Source organism: Burkholderia sp. SCN-KJ (genome assembly GCF_024656005.1).
In the GTDB taxonomy this organism is placed as follows: Bacteria; Pseudomonadota; Gammaproteobacteria; order Burkholderiales; family Burkholderiaceae; genus Burkholderia.
Map to the genome: position 1 here is coordinate 31,664 of NZ_JANKOG010000039.1, position 12,774 is coordinate 44,437.

Below are 12,774 nucleotides of genomic sequence, written 5' to 3' on the forward strand. Positions count from 1 at the left end.
GATCAACTTCTGCGAAATCCCCATGTCTCCGATCCTTCTCTACGGCATTCCCGCCGGCTGCTCGTTCGGCTCGATCGTCGCGCTCGAATGGGCCGGCCGGCCTTACCGGCTGTCGCGCATCACGATGCCGGGCCTCGTGACGAGCGACGCCTTCCTCGCGCTGAACCCCGCCGCCGAGACGCCGGCGTTCGTGACCGCGAACGGCGACGTGCTGACCGAAAGCGTCGCGATCCTCGGCCATGTCGGCGCACAGGCGCTCGACAGCGGCCTCGCGTTCCGCCAGGGCAGCGCGGATTTCGACCGTCTGAACCGTATGCTCGCGTGGTTGAACACGACGTTCTTCAGCGCGTTCGGCGCGCTCTGGTACGTGTACGAACACGGCGCCGACGGCGCCGAGAAAGCCGTGCTGCAGGCATACGGTCGCGGCAAGGTGCTGAAGGCGCACCGCCACCTCGAAGCGCTGCTCGAGCGCGGCGACGGTCCGTGGTTGCTCGGCGCGCAACGCACGTTGGCCGACGCGTATTTCGCGGGAATCGCCCGCTGGGCCGACTATCACGCGGTGTTCGAGCGGGATGCGTTTCCGCGCCTCGCCGCGCTGCGCGCACGGCTCGCCGACGACGCCGGCGTGCAGTTCGCTCACGCGATCGAGGAAAACCGGCCGCTACCGGCGTCGTCGGCATTCGAGGGGCATGTGTCGCTCGACGATGCGCTCGCCACCGCGCGCGTGACCGCGATGCCGGCTGCGACGCCCTGAAGACGGGACAGCGCGCTCACCCGACGCGCGCACGGCGTTGGCAAATTTTTTACCCGGGTGATATTGACATTCAATTTATACCCGGATAAAAATAGCGTCATTCCGATTTTCTGCCCACGGGTGACCACAATGACGCTCTCCACGCTTCTCCCTTCCTACACCGCGTTCGACGGCCACCGGCGCGTCGCGTCGGGCCCGCTCGCGACGGTGGCGGTCGCGGTCCGGCAGGCGGCCGGCGACGCCATGTCGGGCACGATCGTGATCTTCGACGACGCGACCGGCCGCTCGATCGACCTCGACCTGCGCGGCACGGCGGACGATATCCGCGCGCGTTACGCGGCAGCGCCGGGCGATGCATCCGCGCCCGCCGCGGAGGGAGGCGGGGCGGGCGAACAACGCGGCCGCGGCCGTCCGAAGCTCGGTGTCGTCTCGCGCGAGGTCACGTTGCTGCCGCGTCACTGGGAGTGGCTCGCCGCGCAGCCGGGCGGCGCGTCCGTCGCGCTGCGCAAGCTCGTCGAGGACGCGCGGCGCACGCATGCGGCGGCCGACCGGCGCCGCGACGCGCAGGCGCGCGCCTATCACTTCATGTCCGCGATCGCGGGCGACCTGCCCGGTTTCGAGGAGGCCGCGCGCGCGCTGTATGCGAACGACCTCGCGCGGCTGGCCGAGTGGGTCGCCGGCTGGCCGGACGACGTGCGCGACCATGCGCTCGCACTGGCGCGCGGCGATCTGCCGCCGTCGACCGAAGACTGCTGAAGGAGCACACGACGCGATGACGACGTTCGATCTGAACCACGGTGCGATCGCGCCGGTCGCCGACGAAGCCGACCTCGTCGACCTGCGCGTGACCGGCACGATCCCGCCCGAACTCGACGGCACGCTGCTGCGCAACGGCCCGAATCCGCCGGGCGGCCGTTTCGAAGGCAACGACGTGCTGTCGTGGTGGCCGGAAGCGGCGATGCTGCACGCGATCGCGTTCGAACGCGGCCGCGCCACGGGTTACCGGAACCGCTGGGCCCGCACGCGCCGCTGGGCCGATGTCCACGCGCCGGAGCAGGCGCCGCATCTGCCCGACACGAATCCGAACGTGAGCGTGCTGCAGCACGCGGGCGAATTGCTCGCGCTGGCCGAAGGCGGCGCGCCGCTCGCGATCACGGCCGCGCTCGACACGCTCGGTGCGCCCGCGCGGCACGCGGCGTTCGGCGGTGCGATGACCGCGCATCCGAAGGTCGATCCGGTGACGGGCGAACTGATCCTGTTTCGCGCGGACTGGCGCGCGCCGTGGCTGCGCTACGGTGTCGCGGACGCGCAGGGCGTGCAGCGCGTCGACCTCGCGGTCGACGTGCGCGCGCCGTCGATGATGCACGACCTCGCGATCACCGAGACCCGCAGCCTGCTGCTCGACCTGAACGTGGGTTACGACTTCGCGATGCTGAAGCACGGGCACCGGATGCCGCTGCGCTGGCACGACGACCGCGACGCGCGGATCGGCGTGATGCCGCGCCACGGCGGCGACGTGCGCTGGTTCGGGATCGAGCCGTGCTTCATCCAGCACGTGGTGAACGCGTACGACTGCGATGCGTCGTGCATCGTGCTCGATGCGGTGCGCTATCCGTGGTTCCTGCGTCTCGACGCGCGCACCGGCCGGTTCGCCGACAACCCGGTCGGCGAACTTTGGCGCTACGTGATCGATACCGCGAACGGGCTGGTCGACGAGGGGCCGCTCGCCGATGGCGGCATCGAGCTGCCGCGCATCAACGAAAGCCGGACCGGGCGCCGCTACCGTTACCTGTATGCGGTCGAGCAGCCGAACCCCACCGAGATGCGCGGCGTGATGCGCTTCGATCAGGTGCGCGGCACGACGACGCGTTACGCGGTGCCGGCCGGCGACCAGAATGGCGAGCCGGTGTTCGTGCCGCGCCCGGGCGGCACCGACGAGGACGACGGCTGGCTGCTGGTAGTGGTCTACCGCGCGGCGACGGATACGAGCGACGTCGTGATCCTCGATGCGCGCGCGATCGACGCGGCGCCGGTCGCGACCGTGCACCTGCCGCGCCGCGTGCCGGCCGGGTTCCACGGCGCGTGGGTGCCGAGCGAGCGCCGCGCGTGAGCGGCCGCGCGCGTCACTGCGCGCGCAGCGCGTCGACGATGCTCAGCCGCGCGGCGCGCATCGCCGGCAGGAACCCGCCGACGAGCCCCATCACGAGCGAGAACAGCAGCGTCTTCACGACGATCGCGGGCGTCAGCACGAAACGGAACGACAGGTCGGAGAAGGTCTGGAAGTTGGTCGTCGAGAACGACGCGAACTCCATCAGCGACGCGCACGCGAGCCCCGCGACGCCGCCGACGAAGCCGAGCAGCAGCGCCTCCAGCAGGAACGCGGCAAGCACGTTCATGCGCTTGAAGCCGAGCGCGCGCAGCGTGCCGATCTCGGCGGTGCGGTTCGCGACCGATGCATACATCGTGATCATCGCGCCGATCATCGCGGCGATCGAGAAGATCGTCGACAGCGTGATGCCGAGGATGTTGATGAAGGTCGACAGCGCCTTCGACTGGTCGCCGTAAAACGTCTGCTCGCGCTTCGCTTCGTCGGTGAGGCGCGGGTCGACGTCGATGTCGGCCTTGAAGCGCGCGAAACCGTCGGCGCTCGGGATGCGCAGCACCATCGACGAATAGTTGGTGCGCCGGAACGACTGCATCAGCTGGTCGACGTCGCCCCAGATCTCCGAATCGAAGCCGCTGCCGCCCGCGTCGAAGATGCCGACGACGGTCCAGTCGCGCTGCGCGAAATGCAGGCGGTCGCCGAGCTGCGTGCCGCTGAAGCCTTTCGCGATCGCGCTGCCGACGACGATCTCCGACGAGCCCGGCGCGAACGTGCGGCCGGCGACCAGCTTCACGCGCGGCCGCAGCGCGAGGCCGGCCGGCGACACGCCGCGGATCACGACGTTGGACGGCTTGCCGGTCGACGTCTTCACGAGCGAGATCAGCACGACGGCTTCCTTCGACACCTGCGGCCGGCCGTCGGGGCCGAGCGCGACGGCCGGATGCATCTCGAGCGCGTTGGCCTGCTGGTGGTCGATCGCGCTCTGGATCTCGGTTTCCGCGCCCTTGCGGATCACCACGACGTTGTCGGGTTCGCCGGTCGACACGAGCGTCTGCGTGAGCCCCGCGTCGAGCATCTGCACGGTCGCGAACACGAAGATCACCAGCGCCATCCCGCCCGCGGTGAGCGCGGTGGTGAGCCGCCGGGTCCACAGGTTGCGCGCGATGTAGGCGAGCGGAATGGCCATCGATGCGTGCCTCTAGCCGATCGCCCGCAGGCCTTCGACCACGCGCACGCGCGCCGCCTGCCACGCCGGCACCAGCGCGGCCGCGAAGCCGACCGCGATCGAGCACGCGGCCTGCAGCGCCATCGTCCCGGCCGACACCTTGAACACCGGAAAGATGCCGCCCGCGGCCTGCTTGAAGAGGCTCGCGGCCGGCGGCGTCGCGAGCACCCCGAGCCCGCCGCCGGCCACCGCGATCACGACCGATTCGCCGAACACGAGCAGCGCGAGAAAGCCGGGGCCGAAGCCGAGCGCCTTCAGCGTCGCATATTCGGCGGTGCGTTCGCGCGCGCTCATCGCCATCGCGTTCGCCATCACGGCCATGATGATCAGGATCACCACGTACGACACGACGCGGATCGCCGCGATGATCTGGTTCGACATCGCGACGAAGCCGAGCTGGAACGCCTGTTCGGTCTCGGTCAGCGTTTCGGCGAGCGAGTTCCGGAATACCGCGTCGACGTTGCGCGCGATCGCGGCGCCGTCGTCGGGTCGCGCGACGCCGAGCACGAACACGCCGACCTGGTCGGCCTGCTTCGGCGTGCGCTTGCGCACCGTCTCGTTCAGGTAGTCCCAGTGGAACACCAGCTGGCGCGTGATCGTCGAGTCGTCGCGGCCGTCGAGAATGCCGCGCACGACGAAATCCCACGTGCCCGGATAGATCGTGCCCTTCAGCGGAATCACGTCGCCGACCTTGAAGCCGAACTGCGTCGCGAGCTGGCGCCCGACCAGGCAGCCGCGGCGGTCGCGGACGTAGTCGGCGCGCTGCTGCGCCGGGAGGATGAATTCCGGATACAGGTCGAGGTAGTTCTCCGACACCGCGAAGCTCGCGAAGAAGTTCTTCGGGTCGCGGTAGATGCCGCCGAACCAGTTCGAGCGGACCACGGCCGTCACGCCGTCGACGCCGCGGATCCGGTTCTCGTAGCTGACCGGCAGCGGGAACACGAGCGAGATCGCGTTGCGCGTGACGAGCCGGCCGCTCGACGCGGCGGCCGCGCCCGCGTACCACGCGTCGACGACGGTGTGCAGCAGCCCGAACGCCAGCACCGCGATGGTCAGCCCGAGCACGGTCAGCAGCGTGCGCAGCCGGTGCCGCAGCGCGTTGCGCGCGATCAGCTTGAACACCATCATCGCGCGCGCTCCCGTCCGTCAGACGGCGTGCCCATCGATCAACTCTCCTTTCTCCAGATGCACGAGCGACTGCGCGGCGGCAGCCGCGTGCGCATCGTGGGTCACCATGATGATCGTCTTGCCGAGCTCGGCGTTCATCCGCTGCAGCATCGCGAGCACGTCGGTGGCCGACGCGCGGTCGAGGTCGCCGGTCGGCTCGTCGGCGACGATCAGCACCGGGTCGGTAATCAGCGCGCGCGCGATCGCGACGCGCTGCTGCTGGCCGCCCGACAGCTCGGACGGGTAATGGCTGGTCCGGTCGCCGAGATTCACCATGTCGAGCACCAGCTCGACGCGCTCGCGCCGTTCGCGGCGCGACAGGTGCGTGAGCATCAGCGGCAGCTCGACGTTCTCGAATGCGGTGAGCACCGGCATCAGGTTGTAGAACTGGAAGATGAAGCCGACGTTCGCCGCGCGCCATTCGGCCAGTTGCGCTTCCTCGAGCCGCGAGATGTCGAGGCCGCCCACGCGCAGCTCGCCGCTGTCGGGCCGGTCGATGCCGGCGACGAGATTGAGCAGCGTGCTCTTGCCGGAACCCGACGGCCCCATCAGCGCGACGAAGTCGCCTGCGCCGATGTCGAGCGTGATGTCGGTCAGCACCGGCACGACCTGGTTGCCGCGCCGGTACGACTTCGCGACGTGGCTGATCTCGACGAGGGGCGGCGAGGCGTCGTTCACGCGCGCCACGCTACTTCTTCGCGACGGCGACTTTCGCGCCGTCCGTCAGTTTCGCGCCCGGCGCGAGCACGACCGTGTCGCCGGGCTTCACGCCGCGGATCGCGACGAGTTCGCCGATCCGTGCGCCTCGGGTCACCGCCGTCGCACGCACCGTGTCGTCCTTCACGACGAACACGACCGGGCGGCCGTCGCGCTCGACCACCGCGCTCGCCTGCACGGCCGTCACCGGCTGCCGGTCCTGCGGTGACGCCGGCTTCGAGAGGAACGCGATCTTCGCGCTCATGTCGGGCAGCACGCGCTCGTCGCGGTCGACGAAACGCACCTTCACGAGCACGGTCGCCTTCGAGCGGTCGACGGTCGGCACGATGCGCGACACGCGGCCCGCGAAGCGCATGTCGGGCAGCGCGTCGAGCTGGATCTCGCACGGCTGCTCCGCGCGGATCTTCGCGATGTTCGATTCGGCGACGTCGGCCTCGACCTCGAGCGTGTCCATGTCGGCGATCGTCACGACCGCGCCCTTGCTGTCCGACGCGGACGAGAACGGCGTGATGTTGTCGCCGACGTTCGCGTGCTTCGCGAGCACGATGCCGTCGAACGGCGCGCGGATCACCGTCTGGTCGACCGCGACCTGCGCGGCCTGCGCATTGGCTTCGGCGGACGCGATCGCGGCTTCGTCGCTGTTGACCGACGCGCGTGCCTTGTTCACGCGGGCCGTGTCGATGTCGAGCTGCGCGGCCGGCACCGCGCCCTTCGGCGCGAGCGCGGCGGTGCGGCGCAGCGCGATCTCCGCATCCTTCAGTTCTGCCTGCGCGACGCCGAGGTTCGCACGGGAGACCTGCGCCTGCGCGCGTGCCTGTGCCAGCGACGCCTGCACGTCGCGGCTCTCGAGCCGCGCGATGATCTCGTCCTTCTTCACGCGCGTGCCCTCGAGCACGCCGAGCCACTCGACGCGCCCCTGGCCCTTCGACGCGACCGCGGCCTTGCGCTGCGGCACGACGTAGCCGGTCGCGTTGAGCTGGGTGTCGTTCTGGTACGGGTAGGCGGACGTGACGGAGGTCGTGTCGACCGTCGGCCGGCCGGTGAGCGCCAGCGCCGCGACGATCGCGACGATGACGAGCGCGGCGGCGACCGCGTAGCGGACCCACCGGCGCCGGCGTGGCGCGGGCGCGATCGGACGCCGGTCGATTTTCAGTTTGTCCAGATTGTGATCGGGCAATTTGGGCGCCTTGCGACGGCGGCGGTCTCGTGACCGGCCGCGTCCGGTTGGGACGGAAGGTGGCCAGTATAGCGTCGGGGCGACGGGCGCGAGAGCCGGTTTGTCGGACGATTGACGCAGGTCCCGGCGGCGCGTCGCGCGGGCGCGAAACCCGTGCCCCCGGGGAAACCCGAACGATGCAAGCTGCATGTCAACTCGCCGCGCGGGCGATGCGTTATGGAGCCTGTGCGTCAGTATTTGCCGAGGCGGAAAGGCGAGAGCCGACCCGTCCGGCGGCGACCGGCAACCCGGCGCGACTGATGTTCCGATGCGGATGCCTCGCATCTCTTACCGGTACGTTTGACTTTTTCTCCGCTAAAGGAAGAACAATGAAGAAGACGCTCGCTTCGATCATGACCGCAGCATTCGCTCTCGCATCGGTTTCGGCATTCGCACAGGCGTCGGCGCCGGCAGCCGACACGCCGGCCGCTGCATCGGCACCGGCCAAGAAGGATCACAGCAAGCCGAAGCACCAGCTGAAGCAACACGGTTCGGCCAAGGGCAAGGCGAAGGCCGCAGCCGCTTCGGCCGCCGGCACGAACGACGCAGGCGCGCAGAACTAAGCACGCTTCACCGGGCCGGCGCTGCCGGCCCCCTGTCGCGAAACCCCGCCCGCTCCGGCCTGCGGGGTTTTGTTTTTTCAGGCGTCCGCCACGTCCGGAAACTCGAGGGCATCGGGCGGCGGCGCGCGCATCGCATCGACCACCGCGCGCATGCGCCGCCAGTGCGACCCTTCCCAGAACACGCGCCGGCACACGTCGCACGCGGCAAAGCGCCGGTGCCGCTGGCGCACGCCAGGCGGCACGCGCGGCGCGGCGTCCGCCGCATCGAGCGCGTGCAGCGGCGCGTTGCAGCGCAGGCACAGCCGGAACGGCCGCATGTGCGGCGCGAGATCGAGCCGCGCGAACAGCTCGCGCAGCTGCGCGTCCGGCTGCTGCGCATGCAGGTAGCAGCCGCGCACGACCGCGCGGCGCTTCAGCAGCTCGCGGTCGCGGGTCAGCACGATCCGGCCTTCGCGCGCGGCGAGCGCCGCGAGTTCGTCATCGCGGTAGTGGTTGTCGTAGCAGGTGTCGAAGCCGGCGAGGCGCAGCAGCTGCGCGAGGCCGCCGAGATGCGCGTCGGCGACGAAGCGCCAGCGGTCCGGTTGCGGCAGCGGCGAGGCGGCCGCCGGCTGCGCGCGTTCCGGATGGATGTCGACGCGGTCGCCGTCGCCGAGCGGCCGGTCGAGGGCGGCCGGTGCGCCGTTCACGCAGAGCAGGCCGATTTCCGTATGCGGGACGCCGAGCGCCTCGACCGCGTGCTTGACCGTCGCGTCGCGCGCAAACGCATGCGCGAACGCGCACTCGCGCTGCTCGCGCGCGAGAAACGCGTTCAGTTCGCCGTGGAAGCGGAAGGTCGCGGTCGCCATTGGCGCAGTATCGCACCGCGCACGGCCGGCCGCCGGGGCTGCAGGCCGCCGCCATCTGTGTTTAACTCCCCGCTTCACGGGTCGAAGGAGCGGGGAAATGGATCTCGGATTTATCGGGCTGGGCGAAATGGGGCAGGCGATTGCGACGAACCTGCTGAAGGCGGGGCACGCCCTGCGGGTCTGGAACCGGTCGCGCGAGCGCGCCGAGCCGCTCGCCGCGCTGGGCGCGCAGATCGTCGCGACGCCGGCCGATGCGTTTCGCGGCGATGCCGTGTTCTCGATGCTCGCCGACGACGCGGCCGCGCGCGAAGTATTCGACGACGCGCTGCTCGCGCAGGCGCCGCGCGGCCTGATCCACGTGAACATGGCAACGGTGTCGGTCGCGCTGGCCGAGTCGCTCGCGCACGCGCATGCGTCGCGCGGCCTCGAGTACGTCGCCGCGCCCGTGATGGGGCGCCCGGACGTCGCGGCGGCCGCGCGGCTGACGATCATGGCCGGCGGCCCGGCCGAGGCGATCGACCGCGTGCAGCCGCTGTTCGACGCGATCGGCCAGAAGACCTGGCGGTTCGGCTCGCTGCCGCAGCATGCGAACGTCGCGAAGATCGCGGCGAATTTCACGCTCGCGTCGGCGATCGAGACCCTCGGCGAGGCGTCCGCGCTGCTCGGTGCGCACGGCGTCGCGATGCGCGATTTCCTCGACGTGATCACGAACAGCGTGTTCCCGGGGCCGGTCTACGCAGGCTACGGCGGGATGATCGCCGAGCGCAGCTACGAACCCGCGCGCTTCAAGGCGCGCCTCGGGCTGAAGGACGTGCGGCTCGCGCTGGAGGCCGGCGACGCGGCGTCGGTGCCGCTGCCGGTGGCGAGCGTCGTGCGCGACAGCCTGCTCGATGCGCTCGCGCACGGCGGCGGCGAACAGGACTTCGCGGTGCTCGGCGAAGTCGCGCTGCGCCGCGCGGGCCGCTGAGCCGACGCGGGACAAAAACGCCGCGCGCACGGCATAATCGACATTTCAATTCTCTTTCGGTCGGGGCGGTCATGAACCTGCATACGTGGTGGCTTTTCGTGGCGACGGTGTTCGTCGTGTCGGCGATTCCCGGTCCGAACATGCTGCTCGTGATGACGCACGGCGCGCAGCATGGGCTGCGCCGCTCGGCGTCGACGATGGCCGGCTGCCTGAGCGCGCTGGTGCTGATGCTCGCGGTGTCCGCGGCGGGGCTCGGGGCGGTGCTCGAGGCGTGGCCGGCGACGTTCGATGCGTTGCGCTTCGCGGGCGCCGCCTACCTGATCTACCTCGGCGTGAAGGCGTGGCGCGCACGCGTCGACGACGCGCCGGCCGCGGACGTCGATGCGGTTTCGCAAGGCACGTCGGCATCACGCTGGGCGCTGTTCCGCAACGGTTTCCTGGTCGCGGGCAGCAACCCGAAGGCGATCCTGTTCGCGGCCGCGCTGCTGCCGCAGTTCATCAATGCAGCCGAGCCGACGCTGCCGCAGTTCTGCATCCTCGTCGTCACGTTCGCCGTGATCGAGGTCAGCTGGTATCTCGTCTACGCGTCGTTCGGCACGCGCATCGGCGCGACGCTGAAGAGCCAGAGCGTCGCGAAGGTGTTCAACCGGCTGACGGGCGGGATCTTCGTCGGCTTCGGCGCGATGATGGCGCTGGTCCGTCACTGATTTCGGCCAGCGCGGCCACGCGGCCCGCCGGACGCCCCGCGCCTCGTCAGAGGGCGGGGCGTTTTCATATCCGGCCCCGCGTTACGCGCGCGGCCACGCCGCGGTGCCGCTCCGGCGCCCGCCCGACAAGCCGAACGCCGCGGCCGCGCCCGCGAACGCGAAGCCGACGCCGCACACGGCGCTCCACCCGCCCCACGCCCATGCGTTGCCCGCCAGCGCCGCGCCGAGCGCGCCGCCGACGAAGAACAACCCGACGAACAGCCCGTTCAGCCGCCCGCGTGCGGCCGGGTTCAACAGGTTGATTTCCCGGCGGCCGATCGTCTGGTCGACGATCACGCCCGCGTCGAGCAGCGCCGCGCCGCCGGCGAGCAGCGCCAGCGCGATACTGCGATGCGCGTGCGCATCGAAGCCGAACCAGCCGGCGCCGGCGATGCCGAGCACGGTGAGCGCCGCGAGCATCGTCACGTGCGCGATGCGCTGCGCGGCCGGGCCGTGGCCACGATCGCCGGCGCGGCCGGCCAGCGGCGTGACGATCGCGCCGCTCGCGCCGGCGAACGCGAACAGCGCGATGCCGTGCAGGTCGAGGCCGAACGGCGGCTGCGCGAGCCGCAACCCGACGGCGGTCCAGAACGCGCTGAACGCGGCCATCGCGAGCGCGGCCGACAGCGCATGCCGGCGCAGCACCGCTTCGTCGGCCAGCAGCCGGCCCATCGACGCCAGCAGCGCGCGATAGCCGGCCGCCGCCGGCGGCACGCGCGGCGGCAAGCGCAGCGCGAGCACTACCGCGCTGGCCGCGTTCGCGAGCGCGGCCAGCGCGTAGAACGCGCGCCAGCCGGCCGTGCCCGCGATCAGGCTGGCGAGTGGCCGTGACAGCAGGATGCCGAGCATCAGCCCGCTCATCACGTTGCCGACCGCGCGGCCGCGCTGCGCCTCGGGCGCCATCGACGCGGCCATCGGCACCAGCATCTGGATCACGCTCGACGCGGCGCCGGCGGCCAGCGTCGCGAGCAGGAAGACGGTGCCGGACCGCGTGAACGCCGGCAGCGCGAGCGCGGCCGCGCACGCGACGAGCGTCGCGACGATCAGCCGGCGGTTCTCGAGCAGGTCGACGAGCGGCACGAGCAGCACGAGGCCGGCTGCGTAGCCGAGTTGCGGCAGCATCGCGACGAGGCCCGCGAGACCGGGCGGCAGGTGCAGGTCGGCGCTGATCGGGCCCGTCAACGGCTGCGCGGCGAACAGGTCCATCACGATCACGCCGACCGTCGCGGCGAAGAAGAGCGTCATGCCCGTGCTCAGCACGGGCGGTGCACCGCGCGCGGCGCGGCCGGGGGCAGGGCAGGAGTCGGCAGGGCAGTTCATCGGAAGCCTGGGCGTCGAGCGAAGGAATCCCCATCGTAGGTGCCGGATGTTTATGCGACAATTGAAATATGTCTAACATGATTATGCGAGTTTGCTTTGAATACGCGTGATCTCCAGGCGTTCGTCGCGGTGGTCGACAGCGGGTCGATGGTCGCGGCCGCGGTGAAGCTCCATCTGACGCAGCCGGGCCTCACGCGACGCGTGCAGAACCTCGAGACGCTTTTGGGCATGCCGCTGCTCGAGCGGCAGAGCAAGCCGCTGAAGCCGACCGCCGCCGGGCGCGACGTCTATGCGCTCGCGCGCAACGTGCTGGGTGCGGTCGACGCATTGATGGCGGCCGGTGCGCCCGACAGCGAGCCGTCGGGCGAACTGCGCATCGGCGTGCCGCCGTTCCTGTCCGAGCTGGCGCTCGAGCGGCCGATCGACCGGCTGCGCGACGCGTTTCCGCGGCTGACGCTGCGCGTGACGGCCGGCTGGTCGCCGGCGCTCGTGCAGGGCATCGAGCGCGGCACGCTCGATGTCGCGGCGGTCATGGTGCCGGCCAGCGCGGCGCTGCCCGACACGCTGACGGCCACGCCGCTCGGCACGCAGCCGACGGTGCTCGTCGCCGCGCGCGATTTCCCGCTGCCGGCCGGCCCGCTGTCGCTCGACGTGCTGTCGGGTTTTCCGTGGGTGCTGAGCCAGGACGGCTGCGGGATGCGTTCGGCACTGAGCCGCGCGCTCGGCGCCGCGGGGCTGCCGTTCGACGTCGCGGTCGAGGCGTTCGGCTCCGAGCTGCAGCTGTCGCTCGTCGCGCGCGGTGCCGGCATCGGGATTGCGTCGCCGAACGCACTGGCGCGCAGCAAGCATCGCGATGCGCTGAGGGTGGTGGAAACGGCGGGGCTGGAAACGCGGATCAACGTGTGGATCGTGCACGGCGCGCTGCCGGGCCGCCTGACGCGGCCGGTCGCGCTGCTGCGCGACACCCTCGGCGAGGTGCTCGACCGGGAGAACGGGAGGGGGTCGGATGCGAACTAGCGATCTAGAGTGCGCATTCGAGGGAAAATCCTTATTTTCTCTACGGCAATGTTGCAATGCGGAAACTGATTCGCTATAGTTACACCTGTCTCCTCCATGTCTCCTCTGATATGGATTCAGCCCGCCTCTTAGG

General features: G+C 70.7%; 13 protein-coding genes. 7 read left to right on the forward strand and 6 right to left on the reverse strand.

Annotated elements, in window-relative coordinates; genetic code table 11:
* The first annotated feature begins 22 nt into the window (after positions 1 to 22).
* From NQV17_RS35015 to NQV17_RS35025, 3 genes are all read left to right on the forward strand, one after another.
* Positions 23 to 754 (forward strand): glutathione S-transferase family protein, encoded by a 732-nt coding sequence (locus NQV17_RS35015; RefSeq protein ID WP_257775742.1) that lies wholly within the window; start codon positions 23 to 25, stop codon positions 752 to 754.
* Between the two features lie 129 nt (positions 755 to 883).
* Positions 884 to 1,510, forward strand: coding sequence for a DUF2239 family protein (locus NQV17_RS35020; protein ID WP_124668268.1), 627 nt, complete (start codon positions 884 to 886; stop codon positions 1,508 to 1,510).
* Positions 1,511 to 1,526: 16 nt separating this feature from the next.
* Positions 1,527 to 2,864, forward strand: a complete 1,338-nt coding sequence (locus tag NQV17_RS35025) for a carotenoid oxygenase family protein (RefSeq protein ID WP_257775743.1) — start codon at positions 1,527 to 1,529, stop codon at positions 2,862 to 2,864.
* Between the two features lie 13 nt (positions 2,865 to 2,877).
* Here NQV17_RS35025 and NQV17_RS35030 read toward each other — a convergent pair whose 3' ends face one another.
* From NQV17_RS35030 to NQV17_RS35045, 4 genes are read right to left on the reverse strand one after another with little or no spacing between them, the layout of a single operon-like run.
* On the reverse strand, positions 2,878 to 4,044 hold the full coding sequence (locus NQV17_RS35030; protein WP_257775744.1) for an ABC transporter permease: 1,167 nt from the start codon (positions 4,042 to 4,044) through the stop codon (positions 2,878 to 2,880).
* 12 nt (positions 4,045 to 4,056) lie between these two features.
* Entirely contained in the window at positions 4,057 to 5,211 is a 1,155-nt protein-coding gene (locus NQV17_RS35035) for an ABC transporter permease (protein WP_257775745.1), read from the reverse strand.
* 18 nt (positions 5,212 to 5,229) lie between these two features.
* The gene (locus NQV17_RS35040; RefSeq protein WP_124520499.1) at positions 5,230 to 5,928 is read right to left on the reverse strand and encodes an ABC transporter ATP-binding protein; all 699 of its coding nucleotides are present in this window, start codon (positions 5,926 to 5,928) and stop codon (positions 5,230 to 5,232) included.
* Between the two features lie 10 nt (positions 5,929 to 5,938).
* Positions 5,939 to 7,144: an efflux RND transporter periplasmic adaptor subunit gene (locus tag NQV17_RS35045; RefSeq protein WP_257775746.1), complete on the reverse strand. Its 1,206-nt coding sequence runs from the start codon at positions 7,142 to 7,144 to the stop codon at positions 5,939 to 5,941.
* 368 nt (positions 7,145 to 7,512) lie between these two features.
* Here NQV17_RS35045 and NQV17_RS35050 point away from each other — a divergent pair, with 368 nt between their 5' ends.
* Positions 7,513 to 7,746: a hypothetical protein gene (locus NQV17_RS35050; protein ID WP_257775747.1), complete on the forward strand. Its 234-nt coding sequence runs from the start codon at positions 7,513 to 7,515 to the stop codon at positions 7,744 to 7,746.
* Positions 7,747 to 7,823: 77 nt separating this feature from the next.
* Here NQV17_RS35050 and NQV17_RS35055 read toward each other — a convergent pair whose 3' ends face one another.
* A complete protein-coding gene (locus NQV17_RS35055) occupies positions 7,824 to 8,591 on the reverse strand; it encodes a Mut7-C ubiquitin/RNAse domain-containing protein (protein WP_257775748.1) in 768 nt (255 codons plus the stop codon).
* Between NQV17_RS35055 and NQV17_RS35060 the strand changes: the two genes are divergently transcribed.
* Positions 8,485 to 9,558 (forward strand): NAD(P)-dependent oxidoreductase, encoded by a 1,074-nt coding sequence (locus tag NQV17_RS35060; protein ID WP_257775749.1) that lies wholly within the window; start codon positions 8,485 to 8,487, stop codon positions 9,556 to 9,558. The two genes, NQV17_RS35055 and NQV17_RS35060, sit on opposite strands and share 107 nt — an antisense overlap.
* A 71-nt stretch (positions 9,559 to 9,629) precedes the next feature.
* On the forward strand, positions 9,630 to 10,265 hold the full coding sequence (locus tag NQV17_RS35065) for a LysE family translocator (RefSeq protein ID WP_257775750.1): 636 nt from the start codon (positions 9,630 to 9,632) through the stop codon (positions 10,263 to 10,265).
* 81 nt (positions 10,266 to 10,346) lie between these two features.
* Here NQV17_RS35065 and NQV17_RS35070 read toward each other — a convergent pair whose 3' ends face one another.
* Positions 10,347 to 11,624, reverse strand: a complete 1,278-nt coding sequence (locus NQV17_RS35070) for an MFS transporter (protein ID WP_257775751.1) — start codon at positions 11,622 to 11,624, stop codon at positions 10,347 to 10,349.
* A 96-nt stretch (positions 11,625 to 11,720) separates the two neighbouring features.
* On the opposite strand from NQV17_RS35070, the gene NQV17_RS35075 reads away from it, so the two are divergent.
* On the forward strand, positions 11,721 to 12,641 hold the full coding sequence (locus NQV17_RS35075; protein WP_257775752.1) for a LysR family transcriptional regulator: 921 nt from the start codon (positions 11,721 to 11,723) through the stop codon (positions 12,639 to 12,641).
* The last annotated feature ends 133 nt before the right edge of the window (positions 12,642 to 12,774 follow it).

Coding starts and splice junctions, on each gene's coding strand:
- NQV17_RS35015 (WP_257775742.1), top strand. CDS start 23: ATGTCTCCGATCCTTCTCTACGGCATTCCCGCCGGCTGCTCGTTCGGC.
- NQV17_RS35020 (WP_124668268.1), top strand. CDS start 884: ATGACGCTCTCCACGCTTCTCCCTTCCTACACCGCGTTCGACGGCCAC.
- NQV17_RS35025 (WP_257775743.1), top strand. CDS start 1,527: ATGACGACGTTCGATCTGAACCACGGTGCGATCGCGCCGGTCGCCGAC.
- NQV17_RS35030 (WP_257775744.1), bottom strand. CDS start 4,044: ATGGCCATTCCGCTCGCCTACATCGCGCGCAACCTGTGGACCCGGCGG.
- NQV17_RS35035 (WP_257775745.1), bottom strand. CDS start 5,211: ATGATGGTGTTCAAGCTGATCGCGCGCAACGCGCTGCGGCACCGGCTG.
- NQV17_RS35050 (WP_257775747.1), top strand. CDS start 7,513: ATGAAGAAGACGCTCGCTTCGATCATGACCGCAGCATTCGCTCTCGCA.
- NQV17_RS35055 (WP_257775748.1), bottom strand. CDS start 8,591: ATGGCGACCGCGACCTTCCGCTTCCACGGCGAACTGAACGCGTTTCTC.
- NQV17_RS35065 (WP_257775750.1), top strand. CDS start 9,630: ATGAACCTGCATACGTGGTGGCTTTTCGTGGCGACGGTGTTCGTCGTG.
- NQV17_RS35070 (WP_257775751.1), bottom strand. CDS start 11,624: ATGAACTGCCCTGCCGACTCCTGCCCTGCCCCCGGCCGCGCCGCGCGC.